General features: G+C 59.0%; 18 protein-coding genes. 13 read left to right on the forward strand and 5 right to left on the reverse strand.

Annotated elements, in window-relative coordinates; translation table 11 throughout:
- Positions 1 to 110: 110 nt before the first annotated feature.
- Both FFH90_RS08980 and FFH90_RS08985 read left to right on the forward strand, forming a co-directional pair.
- Positions 111 to 2,570 carry an EAL domain-containing protein gene (locus tag FFH90_RS08980; RefSeq protein WP_064616650.1) on the forward strand — a complete coding sequence of 820 codons (2,460 nt, stop codon included), beginning with the start codon at positions 111 to 113 and terminating at the stop codon, positions 2,568 to 2,570.
- A 77-nt stretch (positions 2,571 to 2,647) separates the two neighbouring features.
- Entirely contained in the window at positions 2,648 to 3,409 is a 762-nt protein-coding gene (locus tag FFH90_RS08985; protein ID WP_218584820.1) for a TenA family transcriptional regulator, read from the forward strand.
- Positions 3,410 to 3,469: 60 nt separating this feature from the next.
- On the opposite strand, the gene FFH90_RS08990 is transcribed toward FFH90_RS08985, so the two are convergent.
- The 5 genes from FFH90_RS08990 to FFH90_RS09010 form a co-directional block, all read right to left on the reverse strand.
- Positions 3,470 to 4,396, reverse strand: coding sequence for a GGDEF domain-containing protein (locus FFH90_RS08990; RefSeq protein ID WP_018929860.1), 927 nt, complete (start codon positions 4,394 to 4,396; stop codon positions 3,470 to 3,472).
- A gap of 374 nt (positions 4,397 to 4,770) precedes the next feature.
- A complete protein-coding gene (locus FFH90_RS08995) occupies positions 4,771 to 5,511 on the reverse strand; it encodes a YciK family oxidoreductase (protein WP_007939907.1) in 741 nt (246 codons plus the stop codon).
- An 82-nt stretch (positions 5,512 to 5,593) separates the two neighbouring features.
- Positions 5,594 to 6,265, reverse strand: coding sequence for an N-acetylmuramic acid 6-phosphate phosphatase MupP (gene mupP, locus FFH90_RS09000; RefSeq protein ID WP_018929859.1), 672 nt, complete (start codon positions 6,263 to 6,265; stop codon positions 5,594 to 5,596).
- Positions 6,266 to 6,269: 4 nt separating this feature from the next.
- Positions 6,270 to 6,968 (reverse strand): bifunctional 2-polyprenyl-6-hydroxyphenol methylase/3-demethylubiquinol 3-O-methyltransferase UbiG, encoded by a 699-nt coding sequence (ubiG, locus tag FFH90_RS09005; protein WP_018929858.1) that lies wholly within the window; start codon positions 6,966 to 6,968, stop codon positions 6,270 to 6,272.
- Positions 6,969 to 7,025: 57 nt separating this feature from the next.
- A complete protein-coding gene (locus tag FFH90_RS09010) occupies positions 7,026 to 8,360 on the reverse strand; it encodes a TRZ/ATZ family hydrolase (protein ID WP_138867016.1) in 1,335 nt (444 codons plus the stop codon).
- Positions 8,361 to 8,468: 108 nt separating this feature from the next.
- Between FFH90_RS09010 and mtnA the strand changes: the two genes are divergently transcribed.
- The 11 genes from mtnA (at position 8,469) to FFH90_RS09065 (ending at position 22,018) form a co-directional block, all read left to right on the forward strand.
- The gene (gene mtnA / locus FFH90_RS09015; RefSeq protein WP_018929856.1) at positions 8,469 to 9,545 is read left to right on the forward strand and encodes an S-methyl-5-thioribose-1-phosphate isomerase; all 1,077 of its coding nucleotides are present in this window, start codon (positions 8,469 to 8,471) and stop codon (positions 9,543 to 9,545) included.
- 336 nt (positions 9,546 to 9,881) lie between these two features.
- Positions 9,882 to 12,551 (forward strand): DNA gyrase subunit A, encoded by a 2,670-nt coding sequence (gene gyrA / locus FFH90_RS09020; protein WP_018929855.1) that lies wholly within the window; start codon positions 9,882 to 9,884, stop codon positions 12,549 to 12,551.
- Positions 12,552 to 12,770: 219 nt separating this feature from the next.
- Entirely contained in the window at positions 12,771 to 13,856 is a 1,086-nt protein-coding gene (gene serC, locus FFH90_RS09025; RefSeq protein WP_138867017.1) for a 3-phosphoserine/phosphohydroxythreonine transaminase, read from the forward strand.
- Complete coding sequence (gene pheA, locus FFH90_RS09030) at positions 13,856 to 14,950, forward strand: prephenate dehydratase (protein WP_007899727.1); 1,095 nt, start codon at positions 13,856 to 13,858, stop codon at positions 14,948 to 14,950. The genes serC and pheA overlap by 1 nt, the downstream gene beginning before the upstream one ends.
- A 12-nt stretch (positions 14,951 to 14,962) precedes the next feature.
- Positions 14,963 to 16,075: a histidinol-phosphate transaminase gene (hisC, locus tag FFH90_RS09035; protein WP_007939918.1), complete on the forward strand. Its 1,113-nt coding sequence runs from the start codon at positions 14,963 to 14,965 to the stop codon at positions 16,073 to 16,075.
- A gap of 28 nt (positions 16,076 to 16,103) precedes the next feature.
- Complete coding sequence (locus FFH90_RS09040) at positions 16,104 to 18,311, forward strand: bifunctional prephenate dehydrogenase/3-phosphoshikimate 1-carboxyvinyltransferase (protein ID WP_018929852.1); 2,208 nt, start codon at positions 16,104 to 16,106, stop codon at positions 18,309 to 18,311.
- Positions 18,308 to 18,997 (forward strand): (d)CMP kinase, encoded by a 690-nt coding sequence (gene cmk / locus FFH90_RS09045; protein WP_007939921.1) that lies wholly within the window; start codon positions 18,308 to 18,310, stop codon positions 18,995 to 18,997. Before FFH90_RS09040 ends, cmk begins: the two co-directional genes overlap by 4 nt.
- Positions 18,998 to 19,116: 119 nt before the next feature.
- Entirely contained in the window at positions 19,117 to 20,808 is a 1,692-nt protein-coding gene (gene rpsA, locus FFH90_RS09050) for a 30S ribosomal protein S1 (RefSeq protein WP_018929851.1), read from the forward strand.
- Positions 20,809 to 21,025: 217 nt separating this feature from the next.
- Entirely contained in the window at positions 21,026 to 21,304 is a 279-nt protein-coding gene (locus FFH90_RS09055) for a hypothetical protein (protein ID WP_019650498.1), read from the forward strand.
- A gap of 150 nt (positions 21,305 to 21,454) precedes the next feature.
- A complete protein-coding gene (gene ihfB, locus FFH90_RS09060) occupies positions 21,455 to 21,751 on the forward strand; it encodes an integration host factor subunit beta (protein ID WP_003369729.1) in 297 nt (98 codons plus the stop codon).
- Positions 21,752 to 21,778: 27 nt separating this feature from the next.
- Entirely contained in the window at positions 21,779 to 22,018 is a 240-nt protein-coding gene (locus FFH90_RS09065; protein WP_064616656.1) for a LapA family protein, read from the forward strand.
- Positions 22,019 to 22,079: the final 61 nt, after the last annotated feature.

The raw sequence follows: 22,079 nt of genomic DNA on the forward strand, positions 1-22,079 counted from the left end.
TGTACGGCGTTGAGGTCGATCCTCTGCTTGCCGGTTTCGAGAACGCACCCTAGTCTAGCTGTAGCGATCACGTTGGATGATGATCTGGCGGTGCTAAAACAAGGGACCTCATGAATCAAGCGCGGACTCTCGGAACGCCACGGCTGTTGGGCATCGTCTGGCCATTTATTGCCGTTGTGTTGTTTCAGGCACTGTTGGGCGGCGTCAGTCTTTACGTTCTTTCCGCGGTTCGTGGCTACGTCGGCGGTGAGAGCCTGTGGTCCAAGGGCCAGAAAGACGCCATCTATTACCTCAATCTCTACGCCGACAGTCGCGACGAGACGATTTTTCTCAAATACCAGAACGCGATTGCCGTGCCTCAGGGCGGCCATGAGTTGCGTATGGCGCTGGATCATCAGCCACCGAATATCGAGGCCGCGCGGCTCGCGATTCTCAAGGGCGGCAATCACCCGGACGACGTCCCCAGCCTGATTTGGCTGTACCTCAATTTCCGGCATTTCAGTTACCTGGAAAAAGCCATCGAGCTCTGGACGATCGGTGACGCGTACCTAGTGCGGCTCGATGACGTCGCGCGGGAAATGCATCAGGGTATCGTCGATAACCAGGCCACCGATGCCGACATCAAGCGCTGGAAGGTGCAGATTTTGGCCATCAACGATGGTGTGACGCCCCCTGCCAAAGCGTTCAGCGATGCCTTGGGCGAGGGCTCGCGCATGATTCTCCGGCTGCTGCTGGCGACGAACCTCGCCACCGCGCTGGGCCTGATCGTGCTGGCGTTGCTGCGTACCCACAAACTGCTCGAACAGCGGCATGCCTTCGCCGATGCCTTGCAGTTGGAGAAAGACCGGGCGCAGATCACCCTGCAATCGATTGGCGACGGGGTGATCACCACCGACGTCGAGGGCGCGATTGCCTACATGAACCCGGCCGCCGAGGCCTTGACTCACTGGAAGGCCGAACAGGCGACGGGGTTGCCATTGGCGGCGCTGTTCAATCTGCTGGACGAGAACGCTCAGGCCGACGGTTTTACCTTGATCGAACACATTTTGAGCGGCCAGCTCAGCGGCGGCAGCGAACATTCCAAACTGATCCAGCGACTGGATGGCAGCACGGTTTCGGTCACCCTGGTCGGTGCGCCGATCCGTAACGCGGGCAAGGTCAGTGGCACCGTGCTGGTGCTGCATGACATGACCCAGGAGCGGCAGTACATCGCCAATCTGTCCTGGCAGGCGACCCATGACGCCTTGACCGGGCTGACCAACCGCCGCGAATTCGAATATCGCCTGGAACAGGCCCTGCATGGCCTGATGCGACAAGCGGGGCGTCACGCCTTGATGTTCCTCGATCTGGATCAATTCAAACTGGTCAACGACACCTGCGGTCATGCTGCCGGCGATGAGTTGTTGCGGCATATTTGTGCGTTGCTGCAATCAGGATTGCGCGAAGGCGACACCCTGGCCCGATTGGGTGGTGACGAGTTCGGCATTCTGTTGGAAAACTGTGCGCCGGAAGCGGCTGAGAAAATTGCCGAAGTCCTGCGCCAGACTGTGCAGAACCTGCATTTTGTCTGGAAAGGCCGACCGTTCGTGACCACGGTGAGCATTGGTCTGGTGCACGTCACTCAGAGTCCGGCCACCCTCGAGGCCTCGCTGCGAGCCGCTGATATGGCCTGTTACATGGCCAAGGAAAAGGGCCGCAACCGGGTTCAGGTCTATCACGCCGACGATTCGGAACTGTCCCTGCGCTATGGCGAGATGGCTTGGGTGCAGCGCCTGCACATGGCGTTGGAGGAGGACCGCTTTTGCCTGTACTCCCAGGAAATCGCGCCTCTGGGTCTTGGCGAGCGGGACGGCGGACATATCGAAATCCTGCTGCGCCTGCATGACGAAGCCGGGCGCATGATTCTGCCGGACAGTTTCATTCCGGCCGCCGAGCGTTATGGTTTGATGACGTCGCTTGACCGCTGGGTGGTGGAGAACGTTTTCAAGGTCATTGCCCAGGCCATCGCCCAAGAGGGCGAAGAGCCGCTGGCCATGTGTGCGATAAATCTGTCAGGTATTACTATCGGAGATGAGGCGTTTCTGGACTTCCTTCGTGAACAGTTTGTTGCATATTCAATTCCGCCTGAAATGATTTGTTTTGAAATTACAGAAACCAGCGCGATTTCCAATTTGCCTAGCGCAATTAGATTTATTAATGAACTCAAAGGCTTAGGTTGCCACTTCTCATTAGATGACTTCTGTGCCGGTATGTCCTCATTCGCTTACCTGAAACATTTACCTGTAGACTTCCTGAAGATCGACGGGAGTTTCGTAAAGGATATGCTGGACGACCCGATTAACCGCGCCATGGTCGAAGTGATCAATCACATCGGGCATGTCATGGGTAAGCGTACGATTGCCGAGTTCGTTGAAACACCTCAGATCGAGCAGGCATTGCTGGAGATCGGGGTGGATTACGCTCAAGGGTATCTGATTGAACGCCCGCATCTGTTTACCTGCGACAGTTTACAAAGTCGTCCTGCCAGGCCCCGGCCTTTGTTATTCAAGGCGCCCGGCACATTCCGTTGAAAGCTCCTGTCGATCTTGAAATCACAATCAAAAGGAGCGCGACAGTGATCGACACATTCAACAGAACCGGACCCCTCATGGAAGCTGCAAGTTACCCCGCCTGGGCTCAGCAATTGATTCAGGATTGCAGTGAGAGCAAGCGCCGCGTCGTCGAACATGAACTGTACCAGCGGATGCGCGATAACAAGCTCAGCGCAAAAACCATGCGTCAGTACCTCATTGGTGGCTGGCCGGTGGTCGAACAGTTCGCCTTATACATGGCACAGAACCTGGCCAAGACCCGTTTTGCACGCCACCCCGGCGAAGACATGGCGCGTCGCTGGCTGATGCGCAATATTCGCGTCGAACTGAACCATGCCGATTACTGGGTGCACTGGAGCCGTGCTCACGGTATCAGCCTGGAAGATCTGCAGGCGCAACAGGTTGCCCCTGAACTTCACGCCTTGAGTCACTGGTGCTGGCACACCAGTTCGTCGGACTCGTTGATCGTGGCTATCGCCGCCACCAACTATGCCATCGAGGGTGCTACCGGGGAGTGGTCGGCGCTGGTTTGTTCCAGTGGCGTCTACGCGGCGTCGTTCCCCGAGGAGGATCGCAAGCGGGCCATGAAGTGGTTGAAGATGCACGCCCAGTACGACGATGCCCATCCTTGGGAAGCGCTGGAAATCATCTGCACCCTGGCGGGGCTGAACCCGAGCAAATCCCTGCAAATGGAATTGCGTCAGGCAGTCTGCAAAAGTTACGACTACATGTACCTGTTCCTGGAGCGATGCATGCAGTTGGAGCTGGCGGCAAAAGCCCCGGTAGTCCGTGAGCGGATGGCGTTGGCCGAGAGCTAAAAGACGCAGCCTACGGCAGCTCGTAGGAGCTGCCGTAGGCTGCGATCTCTTCAAAAATATCTACCCCGCCATCGCCAACCGGTTACGCCCCTCGCGCTTGGCCACATACAGCGCACTGTCGGCTCGTCGCAACAGGCTCTCGGCAGACTCGCCGGGCAGCAGGGTCGAGCAACCCAGGCTGACCGTCAGTTCGATGGTCTTGCCTTCGGCCACATAGTCCTGGGCCTGCGCAGCGAACCGCAGTCGTTCGCCGACCATGGCCGCGGCTTCCCGGCTGGTGTTGGACAGCAGGATCATGAATTCTTCGCCTCCAAACCGGAACACCATGTCCACGTTACGCAACTGGCTTTTGATCGAGGCCGCGACGGCCTTGAGCACTTCATCGCCGGCGCTGTGCCCGTAGGTGTCGTTGATCTGTTTGAAGTGATCGATGTCCAGCATCAGCAGCGACAGGGGCTGTGAGTGTCGGCGCGACATCTCGATTTCCCGTTGCAGCGTCTGATCCATCGCGATGCGATTGCCGGTGTCGGTCAGCGGGTCGCGCAAGGCGCTTTGGGTGGCGGCACGGTAGAGCAGGGCATTGCGCATCGGGTAGAGAAGCGCTGATAACAGCGATTCCAGATGGCCTTGCTCTTCATCGCTGAAACGCTGATTGCGACGGAACACCAGTTCACCCAATTGCTCGCCTTCATGACTGAGGCTGTAGCTGATCGAATGATGACCTCGCTGGCCGAACTGCAGGCGCAAGTCGCTGGGCTGATGCTCATAATTCAAGGCATCCAGCGGTACAAGGCGCTGAATTTCACGGAAGAAAAGTCCGAGAATACGTTGCGGCTCAAGACTGGTTTGCAGTTGCAGGCCCAGCTCCTGACGCAACTGCGCAAGACTGACGGGCCGCTCCAGAAGGGGAGGCTGCTGACCAAAGCCCAGGCGTTGCAATTTGGCGCTGTCGAAGTCAATTGCGTTGGTCTGGGAAGGCGATTTCATATGGCGTGAGCCCCTAAACAGTAAGACTGTCTTACAGGCTGGGTGAGAGCGGCTTTGGGCTGCGCGTCATACTGGTCCATCAGTCCCGTAGGACATTTGGCACGAGTTTAGTCCGCTTTGCCGAAGATTAGTAACCTCTCGGCTCGAGCTCTGCCCCGTCTGCTTTCACACGGCGTGTCTGAGCAAAATTAGAGCGAAAGTCGTGCCATTCGGTTCAGTCGGTTAAAAAGCGTTCTAAATCAACAAGGTTGGGGAGGTTGCGAAGGATGGTGTCGGGGGTATTGGCATTTATTTGACTTGAAACAGCAACAGTTATCACGGGCTTTGCGTGCCGCGACGGGAAGTCGTCGCGGCACAAAAGCGACGCACGGGCATTACTGAGCGTCGAACGCCTGACCGTTGATGCCGGTACTGTCCGGCCCCATCAAGTAAAGGTAGACCGGCATGATCTCCTCGGGTGTAGGGTTGTTCAGCGGATTTTCCCCAGGGTAGGCCTGAGCGCGCATGCTGGTGCGGGTGGCGCCGGGGTTGATGCTGTTGGAGCGCACGGGGGCGACGGTGTCTACTTCGTCGGCCAGGGTTTGCATCAGGCCTTCGGTGGCGAACTTGGACACGCCGTAAGCGCCCCAATACGCACGACCCTTGCGACCGACGCTGCTGGAGGTGAACACCACCGAGGCGTCCTGCGATAGCTTGAGCAGCGGCAGCAGGGTGCTGGTGAGCATGAACATGGCGTTGACGTTGACCTGCATGACGCGCATGAAGTTCTCGCCGGACAACTGCTCGATCGGTGTGCGTGGGCCGATGATCGACGCGTTGTGAAGCAGGCCGTCGAGGTGGCCGAATTCGGTTTCGATCATGGCCGCCAGTTCATCGTATTGGTGGGGCAGGGCGGTTTCCAGGTTGAACGGGATCACCACCGGTTGTGGATGCCCGGCCGCTTCGATTTCGTCGTATACCTGAGTCAGATTGGCTTCGGTCTTGCCCAGCAGCAACACGGTGGCGCCATGAGCGGCGTAGGTTTTCGCGGCGGCAGCACCGATGCCTCGGCCAGCGCCGGTGACCAGGATGACCCGGTCCTTGAGCAATTCAGGACGGGCGGAATAATCAAACATAAAAAACCTCAACACAATTCAACAGGCAGGCATCGTATTTGTGGCGCGGGAGCAAGCTCCCTCGCCACAAAAGCCTCTGTAATCAGCAACTGCACAAAGCGCTATCCAGCACCAGGCGCAACTCCATTGGATGATCGACCACCACATCCGCGCCCCAATGCCGCGGGTTATCCTCCGGATGAATGTAGCCGTAGGTCACGGCGGCTGTTCTGGTGCCGGCATCGCGGCCGGATTCGATATCGCGCAGGTCATCGCCGACGAACAGCACGCTGGCCGGATCGAGGTCGAGCATCTTGCACGCCAGGATCAACGGCTCCGGGTCCGGTTTGCTGTTCTTCACATGATCCGGGCAGATCAGCAGCGCCGAACGCTCGGCCAGCCCCAATTGCTGCATGATCGGCTCGGCGAAGCGCAGCGGCTTGTTGGTGACCACGCCCCAGATCAGGTTGGCCTTCTCGATGTCGGCCAGCAATTCGCCCATGCCGTCGAAGAGCTTGCTGTGCACCGCGCAACCTTTGACATAGCGCTCCAGAAACTCCAGGCGCAGCTCCTCGAAGCCCGGCGATTCCGGGTCCATCGAGAAAGTCACCGCGACCATCGCCCTGGCGCCGCCGGAGATCTCGTCACGGATGTGCTTGTCGTTCATCGGCGGCAAACCACGCTCGGCACGCATCGCCTGGCAGATGGCGATGAAGTCCGGCGCGGTGTCGAGCAGGGTGCCGTCCATGTCGAAAAGAACTGCTCTGATACGCATCGGCTTACTCCTCGCGCAGGGTCTGGATCATGTAGTTGACGTCGACATCGGATGCCAGTTTGTAGTGCTTGGTCAGCGGGTTGTAGGTCAGGCCGATGATGTCCTTGACGGTCAGGCCGGCCATGCGACTCCAGGCACCGAGCTCGGAAGGGCGGATGAATTTCTTGAAGTCGTGAGTGCCACGCGGCAGCAGCTTCATGATGTATTCGGCGCCGACGATGGCGAACAGATAGGCCTTCGGATTGCGGTTGATGGTGGAGAAGAACACCTGGCCGCCAGGCTTGACCATGCGGAAGCAGGCGCGGATCACCGAGGACGGATCCGGAACGTGTTCAAGCATTTCCAGGCAGGTGACGACGTCGAACTGCTCAGGCATTTCTTCGGCCAGGGCTTCGGCGGTGATTTGCCGGTACTCGACGTTTACGCCGGATTCCAGTTGATGCAATTGCGCGACCGCCAGCGGCGCTTCGCCCATGTCGATGCCCATCACGGTGGCGCCGCGCTGGGCCATGGCTTCGCTGAGGATGCCGCCGCCGCAACCGACGTCGAGGACTTTCTTGCCGGCCAGATTGACGCGCTCGTCGATCCAGTTGACCCGCAGGGGGTTGATGTCGTGCAGCGGTTTGAACTCGCTTTCGCGGTCCCACCAGCGATGGGCCAGGGCTTCGAATTTGGCGATTTCGGCGTGGTCGACGTTGCTCATGGTGTCAGTCCTCTAAAACTTGAAAAATTCTGTTGCCCCGGTGTTGGTCCAGGGTGCTTACGATTCGGTGTGGCCGCTGATGCGCCTGCCCCAGGCCTTGGCGGTGGCGCACAGTTGCGCTTCATCCAGGCGGGTCAGGCGGCGGTCGTCGAGCAGTTGCTTGCCGGCGACCCAAAGGTGTTTCACGCAGTCGCGGCCAGTGGCATATATAAGTTGCGAAACCGGGTCGTAGACCGGTTGCTGCGCCAGGCCCGACAGGTCGAATGCGACGATGTCTGCCGCCTTGCCGACTTCCAGCGAACCGGTTTGCGCTTCGATTCCCAGCGCGCGGGCGCCATTGAGCGTGGCCATGCGCAGGGCGCGATGGGCGTCCAGCGCGGTGGCCGAGCCGGCGACAGCCTTGGCCAGCAATGCGGCGGTGCGGGTTTCACCAAGCAGGTCCAGGTCATTATTGCTGGCCGCGCCATCGGTGCCGACTGCCACATTCACCCCAGCCTGCCACAAGCGCTCGACCGGGCAGAAGCCACTGGCCAGCTTCAGGTTCGACTCCGGGCAATGAATCACATTGGTGTTACTTTCTACCAGCAGCGCCAGGTCTTCATCGCTGATCTGGGTCATGTGAACGGCCTGGAAGCGCGGTCCGAGCAGGCCCAGGCGGCCGAGGCGGGCCAGCGGGCGTTCGCCGCGCTGCTCCACCGACTGCTGCACTTCGAAGGCGGTTTCGTGGACATGCATGTGAATCGAGGCGTCAAGCTCTTCGGCGATCACCCGGATTTTTTCCAGGTTTTCGTCACCCACGGTGTACGGGGCATGGGGGCCGAAGGTGACTTTGATCCGTTCGTGATGCTTGAGATCGCCGAATAATTCGACGCCCTGACGAATGGCTTCATCCGCCGTGCTGGCGCCTGGAATCGGGAAGTCGAGGATCGGAATGGCGATCTGGGCGCGAATGCCGCTGTTATGTACGCGTTCGCTGGCGACCTTCGGGAAGAAATACATGTCAGAGAAGCAGGTGATGCCACCTTTGATCTGCTCGGCGATGGCCAGGTCCGTGCCGTCGCGTACGAACGCCTCGTCGACCCATTTGGCTTCGGCCGGCCAGATGTGGTTTTCCAGCCAGGTCATCAGCGGCAGATCGTCGGCCAGGCCGCGGAACAGCGTCATTGCTGCATGCCCGTGGGCATTGATCAGGCCCGGGCTGAGCAGCATGCCCGGCAATTCGCGCACTTCGGTTGCGTTAAGCTTCAAGGCTGCTGCGCGTGGGCCGATAAACACGATACGACCGTCGCGGATACCCAGGGCATGCTCTTTAAGGACCACGCCAGCCGGTTCGACGGGTACCAGCCAGGTCGGCAGCAATAATAGGTCGAGCGCAGCGGTGGGGGTCGGCATCGAGAGTCGGTTCCAGTGCTTTTGTAAAGGATGGCGAAGTATACCCGAGCGTCTTCGCGGGGGGATCGCTATAATCGGCGGCTTTTGTTCATGAGTGCGGGGTGTGGGATGCGCGATCGACTGTTGGCTGCGGAGAAGGTGAAGGCCATCGATTGGCGTGATGGCGCACTGTACTTGCTGGATCAGCGTATTTTGCCGTTCGAGGAAACCTGGATCGCCTACACCAGCGCTGCGGGTGTGGCCGAAGCCATTCGCTCGATGGTGGTGCGCGGTGCGCCGGCTATTGGCATCAGTGCGGCCTATGGCGTGGTGCTGGCGGCCCGTACCCGTTTTGCCGAAGGTGGCGACTGGCAAGCGGCGCTGGAAGAGGATTTCGCGCTGCTGGCCGACTCCCGTCCGACCGCGGTCAATCTGTTCTGGGCCTTGGGTCGCATGCGTGAGCGGCTTGAGCGCCTGAGGGAGCACGCCGATCCGTTGTCGGTGCTGGAAGCCGAAGCCATCGCCATCCACGAAAGTGATCGCGAAGCCAACCTGACCATGGCCCAGTTGGGCGTCGACCTGATCCGCAAACATCAAGGCAACGCCCAGGCGATCCTTACGCATTGCAACACCGGTGCACTGGCCACCGGTGGTTTCGGCACGGCGCTGGGGGTGATTCGCGGGGCGTTCATCGAAGGCATGGTCGAGCGCGTCTACGCCGACGAAACCCGGCCATGGCTGCAAGGTTCGCGATTGACTGCGTGGGAATTGGCCAATGAGGGTATTCCGGTGACCCTCAATGTCGATTCCGCTGCCGCGCACATCATGAAAACCAAGGGTGTGACCTGGGTGATCGTCGGCGCCGACCGGATTACCGCCAATGGCGATGTGGCGAACAAGATCGGTACCTACCAGTTGGCGGTCAACGCCATGCACCACGGCGTGCGCTTCATGGTGGTGGCGCCGAGTTCGACCATCGACATGAACCTGGCCAGTGGCGACGAGATTCCTATCGAGGAGCGTGATGGCCGCGAGTTGCTGGAAGTTGGCGGCAAGCGGGTGGGGGCAGATGTGGAAGCGTTCAACCCGGTTTTCGACGTGACCCCGGCCGACCTGATCGATGCGATCGTCACCGAAAAAGGCATCGTCGAGCGCCCGGACACCGCGAAAATGGCTCAATTGATGTGCCGCAAGCGTCTGCATTAAATCATTCAGGCTGCACGAAATCGGTGTTTACAAGTGAAAAATACGGTTGAATGCCGGTTGATCACGCCTCTAAGCCCCTCTCGTCTCCTTCAAGCCTGTCACCGGTCAACTAACTATGCTCCATGCGCATCTGGGGGATAGGTGCGTGGCGGCTCTTGTGATAACATCCGGCGGTTTCCAGGGTAGCCTGATGTGGCTGCCTTTACTGCGCAGATCCATGGCATAACTCGTTGATTTGTCGTAAGTCGGTGCATGGCACTCAGTCTGTACCGGCGAGCTTCGTTCGTCCCATATGGATGTGACGAAGTTTCACCAGAAAAAGGAATCAGGCTTCTCATGGGCGAACTGGCCAAAGAAATCCTCCCGGTCAATATCGAAGACGAGCTGAAGCAGTCCTACCTCGACTACGCGATGAGCGTTATTGTCGGGCGGGCACTGCCGGATGCGCGCGATGGCTTGAAGCCCGTGCACCGGCGTGTGCTGTTCGCGATGAGCGAGCTGGGCAACGACTTCAACAAGCCGTACAAGAAATCTGCCCGTGTTGTCGGTGACGTGATCGGTAAGTATCACCCGCACGGTGATACCGCGGTGTACGACACCATCGTTCGGATGGCGCAGCCATTCTCGCTGCGTTACCTGCTGGTGGACGGTCAGGGCAACTTCGGTTCGGTGGACGGCGACAACGCCGCGGCCATGCGATACACCGAAGTACGCATGACCAAGCTGGCGCACGAGCTGCTGGCCGACCTGCATAAAGAAACCGTGGACTGGGTGCCGAACTACGACGGCACCGAAATGATCCCCGCGGTCATGCCGACCAAGATCCCCAACCTGCTGGTCAACGGCTCCAGCGGTATCGCCGTGGGCATGGCGACCAACATTCCGCCGCACAACCTCGGTGAAGTCATCGACGGTTGCCTGGCACTCATCGACAATCCGGAGCTGACTGTCGATGAGCTGATGCAATACATCCCTGGTCCGGACTTCCCGACCGCCGCGATCATCAACGGTCGCGCCGGCATCATCGAAGCCTACCGCACCGGTCGCGGGCGCATTTACATGCGTGCCCGCTCAATCATCGAAGACATCGACAAGGTCGGTGGTCGTCAGCAGATCGTCATTACCGAACTCCCTTACCAGCTGAACAAGGCCCGTCTGATCGAGAAGATCGCCGAGCTGGTCAAAGAGAAGAAGCTTGAAGGCATCACCGAGCTGCGCGACGAGTCCGACAAGGACGGTATGCGCGTCGTGATCGAGCTGCGTCGCGGCGAAGTGCCTGAGGTGATCCTCAACAACCTCTACGCCCAGACTCAGCTGCAAAGCGTGTTCGGCATCAACATCGTTGCGCTGATCGACGGCCGTCCGCGGATCCTCAACCTCAAGGATCTGCTGGAAGCCTTCGTTCGTCACCGTCGCGAAGTCGTGACCCGTCGTACCGTGTTCGAGCTGCGTAAAGCGCGCGAACGTGGCCACATCCTGGAAGGTCAGGCGGTTGCCCTGTCGAACATCGACCCGGTCATCGCCCTGATCAAGGCTTCGCCGACCCCGTCGGAAGCCAAGGAAGCGCTGATCAGCACGCCGTGGGAGTCCTCCGCGGTGGTTGCAATGGTTGAACGTGCCGGTGCCGATTCGTGCCGTCCGGAAAACCTCGATCCGCAATACGGTCTGCGCGACGGCAAGTACTTCCTGTCGCCGGAACAGGCGCAAGCCATTCTGGAACTGCGTCTGCACCGCCTGACCGGTCTGGAGCACGAGAAGCTGCTGGCCGAGTATCAAGAGATCCTCAACCAGATCGGCGAGCTGATCCGCATCCTCAACAGCGCCACGCGCCTGATGGAAGTGATCCGCGAAGAGCTGGAAGTGATCCGCGCCGAGTACGGCGATGTGCGTCGCACCGAGATTCTCGATGCCCGTCTCGACCTGACCCTGGGCGACATGATCCCGGAAGAAGAGCGCGTCGTGACCATTTCCCACGGTGGCTACGCCAAGACCCAGCCTTTGGCTGCGTACCAGGCTCAGCGTCGTGGCGGTAAAGGTAAATCGGCTACCGGCGTGAAGGATGAGGACTACATCGCTCACCTGCTGGTCGCCAACAGCCACACCACGCTGCTGCTGTTCTCCAGCAAAGGCAAAGTGTACTGGCTGAAAACCTACGAAATCCCGGAAGCCTCCCGCGCGGCCCGTGGTCGCCCGCTGGTCAACCTGCTGCCGCTGGACAGTGATGAATACATCACCACCATGCTGCCGGTCGAGGAATACACCGAAGGTCACTTCATCTTCATGGCCACTGCCAAAGGCACCGTGAAGAAGACCCCGCTGGAATCCTTCAGCCGTCAGCGCAGCGTCGGTCTGATCGCGCTGGAGCTGGATGAGGGCGACGTGCTGATCTCTGCGGCCATTACCGATGGCGATCGCGAAGTCATGCTGTTCTCCGACGGCGGCAAGGTGACTCGCTTCAAGGAAACCGACGTTCGCGCCATGGGCCGTACCGCTCGCGGTGTCCGCGGCATGCGTCTGCCGGAAGGCCAGAAGCTGATTTCCATGTTGATCCCGGAAGAAGGCAGCCAGATCCTCACCGCTTCGGCGCGTGGTTTCGGCAAGCGCACCGCGATCACCGAGTTCCCTGAGTACAAGCGTGGCGGTCAGGGTGTTATCGCCATGGTCAGCAACGAGCGTAACGGCCGTCTGGTCGGCGCGGTCCAAGTGCTCGACGGCGAGGAAATCATGCTGATTTCCGACCAGGGTACGTTGGTTCGTACCCGCGTCGACGAAGTGTCCAGCCTGGGCCGTAACACCCAGGGTGTGACCCTGATCAAGCTGGCCAACGATGAAACGCTGGTGGGCCTGGAGCGGGTTCAGGAGCCGTCGGAAGTCGAAGGCGAAGAGCTTGAAGGCGAAGGGCTTGCAGGTGAAGAGGGTGCAGTGTTCGAGGGTGAGGTCGTGATCGACGATGTTGCCGACGACCAGCAACTCGACGCCGCCGCCGACGAAGAGCCGCAGGAGTAAGCGGGCAAGCAGGGGGCGGATGAAGATTCGCCCCCTTGTTGTTTGTCCTCAGGGAACTGTGGAATTGTTTTTTATGTAGGAGTTGTCGAGCGAAGCGATGCTGCGATCTCTTGATCTGGCTCTTGCTTTCGCTCAGCACTAAAAGATCGCAGCCTCGCTCTGCTCGACAGCTCCTACAGATTTATTGCGTGATACCACCAAATCAGAGCGAGATTGGATGTGAGCAAGAGAGCCTATAACTTCTGTGCCGGTCCTGCGGCGCTTCCCGAAGCTGTCCTGAAGCGCGCCCAGGCTGAACTCCTTGATTGGCACGGCAAGGGCCTGTCGGTCATGGAAATGAGCCATCGCAGCGATGAGTTCGTGTCCATTGCCAACAAGGCCGAGCAGGATCTGCGTGATCTGCTGAATATCCCCTCGAACTATAAAGTGCTGTTTCTGCAAGGTGGCGCGAGCCAGCAATTTGCTCAGATTCCGCTGAACCTGTTGCCGGAAAGCGGCACCGCCGACTATATCGACACCGGTATCTGGTCTCAGAAGGCGATCGAAGAAGCCTCGCGCTACGGCCACGTCAACGTTGCCGCAACCGCCAAGCCTTACGACTATTTCGCTATTCCCGGTCAGAACGAATGGAACCTGTCGAAAGATGCGGCCTACGTTCACTACGCGCCGAACGAAACCATCGGCGGCCTGGAATTCCAGTGGATCCCGGAAACCGGTGATGTGCCGCTGGTCGCCGACATGTCCTCGGACATTCTTTCGCGCCCGGTGGATGTCTCGCGTTTCGGCATGATCTACGCCGGGGCCCAGAAAAACATCGGTCCGAGCGGCATCGTCGTCAACATCGTTCGCGAAGACCTGCTGGGTAACGCCCGTTCCATCTGCCCGACCATGCTCAACTACAAGGTCGCGGCCGACAACGGCTCGATGTACAACACGCCGCCAACCCTGGCCTGGTACTTGTCCGGCCTGGTGTTCGAGTGGCTGAAAGAGCAGGGCGGCGTCGAAGCCATCGGCAAGCTCAATGAAGTGAAGCAGCGCACGCTGTACGACTTCATCGACGCCAGCGGCTTGTACAGCAACCCGATCAACAAGTCGGACCGCTCGTGGATGAACGTGCCGTTCCGTCTGGCCGACGATCGTCTCGACAAGCCGTTCCTGGCCGGTGCCGACGAACGTGGCCTGTTGAACCTCAAAGGTCACCGTTCCGTGGGCGGCATGCGTGCCTCCATCTATAACGCCGTCGATATCGTTGCGGTCAACGCACTGGTTTCGTACATGGCAGAGTTCGAGAAGGAACACGGCTAATGTCTGAGCAAGAACTCAAGGCACTGCGCCTGCGCATTGATGCTCTGGACGAAAAGGTCCTGGAGCTGATCAGTGAGCGCGCACGCTGCGCCCAGGAAGTTGCGCGAGTAAAGATGGCCTCGCTGGCCGAAGGCGAAGTGCCGGTGTTCTATCGTCCTGAGCGTGAAGCTCAGGTGCTCAAGCGCGTGATGGAGCGTAACCAGGGGCCGCTGGGCAACGAAGAGATGGCGCGGCTGTTCCGCGAAATCATGTCCTCGTGCCTGGCCCTCGAGCAGCCGCTGAAAGTGGCTTACCTCGGCCCTGAAGGTACCTTCACTCAGGCTGCGGCCATGAAGCACTTCGGTCACGCGGTGATCAGCAAGCCAATGGCGGCGATCGACGAAGTGTTCCGTGAAGTGGCGGCCGGTGCGGTGAACTTTGGCGTGGTCCCGGTGGAAAACTCCACCGAAGGCGCGGTCAACCACACCCTCGACAGCTTCCTCGAGCACGACATGGTGATCTGTGGCGAAGTCGAGCTGCGTATTCACCATCACCTGTTGGTTGGCGAAAACACCAAGACCGACAGCATCAGCCGCATCTATTCCCACGCCCAGTCCCTGGCCCAGTGCCGCAAGTGGCTGGACGCCCATTACCCGAATGTCGAGCGCGTGGCGGTGTCCAGCAACGCCGAAGCGGCCAAACGGGTCAAGGGTGAGTGGAACTCGGCAGCGATTGCCGGCGACATGGCTGCCGGCCTCTACGGGTTGACCCGTCTGGCTGAGAAAATCGAGGATCGCCCGGACAACTCCACGCGATTCCTGATGATCGGCAGCCAGGAAGTGCCGCCGACCGGTGATGACAAGACCTCGATCATCGTTTCCATGAGCAACAAGCCCGGCGCTCTCCACGAGTTGCTGGTGCCGTTCCACGACAATGGCATCGATCTGACACGGATCGAGACCCGTCCGTCGCGCAGCGGTAAATGGACCTACGTGTTCTTCATCGACTTCGTCGGCCATCACCGCGACCCGCTGGTCAAAGGTGTGCTGGAAAAGATCAGTCAGGAAGCGGTGGCACTCAAAGTGCTGGGTTCCTACCCGAAAGCAGTTCTCTAAGGGCGGTAGCAAATGAGTGGCAACTTCCTCGCTCTGGCACAGCCGGGCGTGCAACAACTTTCGCCTTACGTTCCGGGTAAGCCTGTGGACGAACTGGCCCGTGAGCTGAACCTCGATCCGGCCAGCATCGTCAAGCTGGCGAGCAACGAAAACCCGTTGGGCGCCAGTCCCAAGGCGCTGGCGGCGATTCGCGAAGCGCTGGCCGAGCTGACCCGCTATCCGGACGGCAATGGTTTTGCGCTCAAAACCCTGTTGGCCGATCAGTGTCGCGTCGAGCTGAACCAAGTGACGCTGGGCAACGGCTCCAACGATATTCTGGAGCTGGTGGCGCGTGCCTATCTGGCGCCGGGCCTGAACGCGGTGTTCAGCGAGCATGCGTTTGCGGTCTATCCGATCGCGACCCAGGCCGTTGGTGCCCAGGCAAAAGTGATCCCGGCCAAAGACTGGGGTCATGATCTGCCGGCGATGCTGGCCGCGATCGATGCCGATACCCGCGTGGTGTTCATCGCCAACCCGAACAACCCGACCGGGACCTGGTTCGATGCCGAGGCGCTGGATGAATTCCTGCAGGACGTTCCGGCCCATGTGCTGGTGGTGCTGGACGAGGCCTACATCGAGTACGCCGAAGGCAGCGACTTGCCGGATGGCCTGGACTATCTGGCGGCCTATCCGAACCTGCTGGTCTCGCGCACCTTCTCCAAGGCCTATGGTCTGGCGTCGCTGCGGGTCGGCTACGGTTTGTCCTCGGCCATCGTCGCCGATGTGCTCAATCGCGTGCGTCAGCCGTTCAACGTCAACAGCCTTGCGCTGGCCGCCGCTTGTGCCGCGCTGCAAGACGTCGAGTACCTGGCTGAAAGCCGTCGCCTGAACCAATCCGGCATGCAGCAGCTTGAGGCGGGTTTCCGTGAGTTGGGGCTGAGCTGGATTCCCTCCAAAGGCAACTTCATCTGTGTCGATCTGGGTCGCGTTGCTGCCCCGGTTTTCCAGGGGTTGCTGCGCGAAGGCGTGATCGTGCGTCCGGTGGCCAACTACGGCATGCCGAATCACCTGCGCATCACCATCGGTTTGCCAGCGGAAAACAGCCGCTTCCTCGAGGCGCTGACCAAGGTTATGGCTCGTGGTTGATGTCACTGCACTGCAATCTGCTGAACCTATGATCGGTCGCCTGGTGGTGGTCGGTCTGGGTTTGATCGGCGGTTCGTTTGCCAAAGGCCTGCGTGAAAGCGGTCTGTGCCGCGAAGTGGTCGGGGTCGATCTCGACCCGCAGTCGCGCAAGCTGGCGGTCGAGTTGGGTGTGGTGGATCGCTGCGAAGAAGACCTGGTGGCGGCTTGCCAGGGCGCGGACGTGATTCAGTTGGCGGTGCCGATCCTGGCCATGGAGAAACTGCTCGCGCTGTTGGCGGGCATGGATCTGGGGCAGGCGATCCTGACTGACGTCGGCAGTGCCAAGGGCAATGTGGTGCGCGCGGCGACCGAGGCGTTTGGCGGTATGCCGGCGCGTTTCGTGCCAGGGCATCCGATTGCCGGTTCCGAGCAGAGCGGGGTGGAAGCCTCCAATGCTGACCTGTTCCGTCGCCATAAAGTGATTCTGACGCCGCTGGATCAGACCGATCCGGCCGCGCTGGCGGTGGTCGACCGGTTGTGGCGCGAATTGGGCGCCGACGTCGAGCACATGCAAGTCGAGCGTCATGACGAAGTGTTGGCGGCGACCAGCCATTTGCCGCACTTGCTGGCGTTCGGTTTGGTCGATTCATTGGCCAAACGCAATGAAAATCTTGAGATCTTCCGTTACGCTGCGGGCGGTTTCCGCGATTTCACAAGAATCGCCGGTAGCGACCCGGTCATGTGGCACGACATCTTCCTCGCCAACCGCGAAGCTGTCCTGCGCACACTCGATACATTTCGCAGCGACCTCGACGCCTTGCGCGACGCGGTCGATGCAGGGGATGGGCACCAATTGTTGGGCGTGTTCACTCGCGCCCGGGTTGCCCGCGAGCATTTCAGTAAAATCCTGGCCCGCCGGGCCTATGTGGACGCTATGAATTCCAACGATCTGATTTTCCTGGCACAACCTGGTGGCCGCCTGACTGGGCGGATTCGTGTACCGGGCGACAAATCGATTTCCCACCGCTCGATCATGCTCGGTTCCCTGGCCGAAGGCGTCACTGAAGTGGAAGGTTTCCTCGAGGGCGAAGACGCCCTGGCGACCCTGCAAGCTTTCCGCGACATGGGTGTCGTCATCGAAGGTCCGCACCATGGTCGCGTGACCATTCACGGCGTCGGCCTGCATGGCCTGAAGCCTGCGCCGGGCCCGATCTATCTGGGTAACTCCGGCACTTCGATGCGTCTGCTGTCTGGCCTGCTGGCTGCGCAGAACTTCGACAGTACCCTGACCGGCGACGCTTCGTTGTCCAAGCGTCCGATGAATCGCGTGGCCAATCCGCTACGTGAAATGGGCGCTGTGATCGAGACCGCCGCTGACGGTCGTCCACCGATGACCATTCGTGGCGGCAACAAGCTCAAGGGCCTGACTTACACCATGCCGATGGCCAGTGCCCAGGTTAAATCCTGCCTGCTGCTGGCGGGGCTGTATGCCGAAGGCAAGACCACGGTCACCGAGCCGGCACCGACTCGCGACCACACTGAGCGCATGTTGCGCGGCTTCGGCTACCCGGTGACCGTTAACGGGGCGACCGCCTCGGTCGAGTCCGGCCACAAGCTGACCGCGACCCACATTGAGGTGCCGGGCGATATCTCGTCGTCGGCGTTCTTCCTGGTGGCGGCGTCGATTGCCGAGGGTTCGGAGCTGGTGCTCGAACACGTCGGCATCAACCCGACCCGTACCGGCGTAATCGACATCCTGCGTCTGATGGGCGCTGACATCACTCTGGAAAACCAGCGTGAAGTCGGCGGCGAACCGGTAGCGGACTTGCGCGTACGGGCAGCTAAACTCAAAGGTATCGAGATTCCCGAAGCGCTGGTGCCACTGGCTATCGACGAGTTTCCGGTGCTGTTCGTGGCGGCTGCATGTGCCGAAGGTCGCACTGTGCTGCGTGGTGCCGAAGAGCTGCGCGTGAAGGAATCGGACCGGATCCAGGTCATGGCGGACGGTCTGCTGGCGCTGGGCGTCAAGTGCGAGCCCACTCCGGACGGCCTCATCATCGACGGCGGCCAGATCGGCGGCGGCGAAGTGCACGGTCACGGCGACCACCGGATTGCCATGGCCTTCAGCGTGGCTTCACTGCGCGCCACTGCGCCGATCCGCATCCATGATTGCGCCAACGTCGCGACCTCGTTCCCGAACTTCCTCGCGCTGTGCGCGCAGGTCGGTATCCGTGTTGCACAAGAGGCTCAGTCGTGATCAGCATTGCACCGGTCATCACTATTGATGGGCCAAGCGGCTCTGGCAAAGGTACTGTCGCCGGGATTCTGGCCAAGCGCCTGGGCTGGAACCTGCTGGATTCCGGTGCACTTTATCGATTGCTGGCTTTCGCCGCGCATAACCATGGCGTCGACCTGACCAATGAGGAATTGCTCAAGAAGCTCGCCGCTCATCTGGATGTGCAGTTCATCGCAGCGACCGACGGTCAGTTGCAGCGCATTATTCTGGAAGGTGATGAAGTCAGCGATGTGATCCGTACCGAGAGTGTCGGCTCGGGTGCCTCGCAGGTCGCCGCGTTGCCTGCGGTTCGCGAGGCGTTGTTGCAGCGTCAGCGGGCTTTTCAGGAGGCGCCGGGTCTGGTGGCCGATGGTCGCGACATGGGTACGGTGGTATTTCCCGACGCGCCCTTGAAGATTTTCCTCACTGCCAGTGCCGAAGAGCGTGCGCGCCGACGTTACTTGCAGTTGAAGGGCAAAGTCGATGGTGTTAGTCTGTCGAGTCTGCTAGATGAGATACGTGCGCGCGATGAGCGTGACACCCAGCGAGCGGTAGCCCCGCTCAAACCGGCGGCTGACGCCATACAGCTGGATTCCACGGAATTATCCATCGACCAGGTGCTGGAACGCATCATGAGCGAGATCGCCATTCGCGATATCGCCGGGTGACCAAGAGGGCCGCAGGGGACCAGTCATAGTCCTGCGGAGCTTCTTTTAAATGAAACTAACCCACATCGTCTGGGATGTGGAGATGGGCGTATTCTTCGCCCTTATCAACAGGAATTAAAATGAGCGAAAGCTTTGCGGAACTCTTTGAAGAAAGCCTAAAAACCCTGAACCTTCAGGCAGGCTCCATCATCACCGGTGTTATCGTTGATATCGATTACCAAGCTCGCTGGGTAACCGTTCACGCTGGCCTGAAGTCTGAAGCACTCATCCCGCTTGAGCAGTTCTACAACGACGCTGGCGAACTGAACATCAACGTCGGTGACGAAGTTCACGTTGCTCTGGACTCGGTTGAAGACGGCTTTGGTGAAACCAAGCTGTCCCGTGAAAAAGCCAAGCGCGCTGAATGCTGGATTGTTCTGGAAGCAGCCTTCGCAGCCGAAGAAGTGGTCAAGGGCGTTATCAACGGTAAGGTTAAAGGCGGCTTCACTGTCGACGTTAACGGCATCCGTGCGTTCCTGCCAGGTTCTCTGGTTGACGTCCGTCCAGTGCGCGACACCACGCACCTGGAAGGCAAAGAGCTGGAATTCAAGGTCATCAAGCTCGACCAGAAACGCAACAACGTTGTCGTTTCCCGTCGCAGCGTCCTCGAAGCCGAGAACTCCGCCGAGCGTGAAGCTCTGCTGGAATCCCTGCAGGAAGGCCAACAAGTCAAAGGTATCGTCAAGAACCTCACCGATTACGGCGCATTCGTCGATCTGGGTGGCGTCGATGGCCTGCTGCACATTACCGACATGGCTTGGAAGCGTATCAAGCATCCTTCCGAAATCGTCAATGTTGGCGACGAGATCGATGTCAAGGTTCTGAAGTACGATCGCGAGCGCAATCGTGTTTCCCTGGGCCTCAAGCAACTGGGTGAAGATCCATGGGTTGCTATCAAAGCCCGTTACCCAGAAAGCACTCGCGTTACCGCTCGTGTAACCAACCTGACCGACTACGGCTGCTTCGCTGAGCTGGAAGAAGGCGTTGAAGGTCTGGTGCACGTTTCCGAAATGGACTGGACCAACAAGAACATCCACCCTTCGAAAGTCGTACAAGTCGGCGACGAAGTGGAAGTTATGGTTCTGGACATCGACGAAGAGCGTCGTCGTATCTCCCTCGGCATCAAGCAGTGCAAATCTAACCCATGGGAAGATTTCTCTGGCCAGTTCAACAAGGGCGATAAAATCTCCGGCACCATCAAGTCGATCACCGATTTCGGTATCTTCATTGGTCTGGACGGCGGCATCGACGGTCTGGTTCACCTGTCCGACATCTCCTGGAACGAAGTGGGCGAAGAAGCCGTACGCCGCTTCAAGAAAGGCGACGAGCTGGACACCGTTATCCTGTCGGTTGACCCAGAGCGCGAGCGCATCTCCCTGGGTATCAAGCAACTGGAAAGCGATCCGTTCTCCGAGTACGTTCAAGAGAACGACAAAGGCGCCATCGTTAAAGGCATCGTGAAAGAAGTTGACGCTAAAGGCGCCATCATCACTCTGGCCGACGATATCGAAGCGACTCTGAAAGCCTCCGAAATCAGCCGTGACCGCGTTGAAGACGCGCGTAACGTTCTGAAAGAAGGCCAGGAAGTAGAAGCCAAGATCATCAGCGTTGATCGCAAGAGCCGCGTAATCCAGCTCTCCATCAAGTCGAAAGATGATGCTGAAGAGAAAGAAGCAATCCAGAGCTTGAAAGACAAGCCTGCTGCTGACATCGCTGCTGGTCCTACCACTCTGGGCGACCTGTTGCGTGCACAAATGGAAAAACAGAACTGAGTTCTGTCAGACCATAGAAAAAGGGCGACTTCGGTCGCCCTTTTTTGTGTCTGCGATTTGGTGAATCCCAGACGTGCTGACGCTGCAATATTTCTTTCGTGAAACCAATGATCTACATAAGTTGTCTGTAACTTCATACAGGTCAATCGTCTATTCAAGGCTAGGCTTAGTCTGAAGTGAACGACCGCCGGGTTGCGTATCCGGCATAAGGAAGTGAATGAATAAGCTCATTGTCGTGATAGCAGTAATGACATTGGCAGGTTGTACCACCAGCGCCAAGACTCATGTGGTGCGCGGCGTCAGTGGTATAGAGGTCGATTGTTCGGGATTGGGCTCGGGATGGGAGAGGTGTCACAAGCGAGCGGCCAAGGAGTGTAAAGGGGCAGGTTATAAAGTCATCGTAAGGTCTGATGACGCCAAGGAGGAAGATATATTCCCTTTCGGTTTCAATCCCGCGGGCTATCTGACACGCACCATGCTGGTTATCTGCAGGTGAGTGTGTGGGTTCGATCAGAGTTCCGGTGCCTTGAAATCGGGCATCTCGCTGCTGGGGACGATATGTCAACACTCGGGCTGTTCAAATTACTCGGGGCATGCTAAAACCTTTGAAGCGCTGATCTAGCTGCTTGAAAAAGAAGGGAAAAATATGACGAAGTCGGAGTTGATCGAACGAATTGTCACCCATCAAGGGCTACTCTCATCTAAAGATGTGGAGCTGGCCATCAAGACCATGCTTGAGCAAATGTCCCAATGTCTGGCCACTGGTGATCGAATCGAGATCCGTGGTTTTGGCAGCTTTTCACTGCACTATCGCGCGCCGCGCGTGGGGCGTAATCCAAAAACCGGTCAGTCCGTCAGCCTTGACGGCAAGTTCGTTCCACATTTCAAGCCAGGCAAAGAACTGCGTGATCGTGTGAACGAGGATGAGGAGGAAGGGCTTTGACGGCTGTTGCACTCCAGGGGGCCGCTGATGCGTAACTTCAAGCGCGTACTCCTTGCTGTATTTGTCCTTTTGCTTGTTCTGGCGATCCTGGCGTTCGTTCTTGAGAATCAGCAGGCCATGTCACTGCTGTTCCTGGGGTGGGCGAGCCCGCAGTTGCCAGTGTCGTTGATCATGGTGATTACGTTGCTGATCGGTATGGTGATAGGGCCGGTTCTCGGCTGGTTTCTGGGGCGTACGTCCAGAGCCTCACGCAAGCGCCTTGTCTGATTGCGACAAACCCATGGTGAGCATCGGATTTGCATCACAGCTTGTCTATATCCATTAGTAA

Source organism: Pseudomonas sp. ATCC 43928, from assembly GCF_005938665.2.
Taxonomy (GTDB): Bacteria; Pseudomonadota; Gammaproteobacteria; order Pseudomonadales; family Pseudomonadaceae; genus Aquipseudomonas.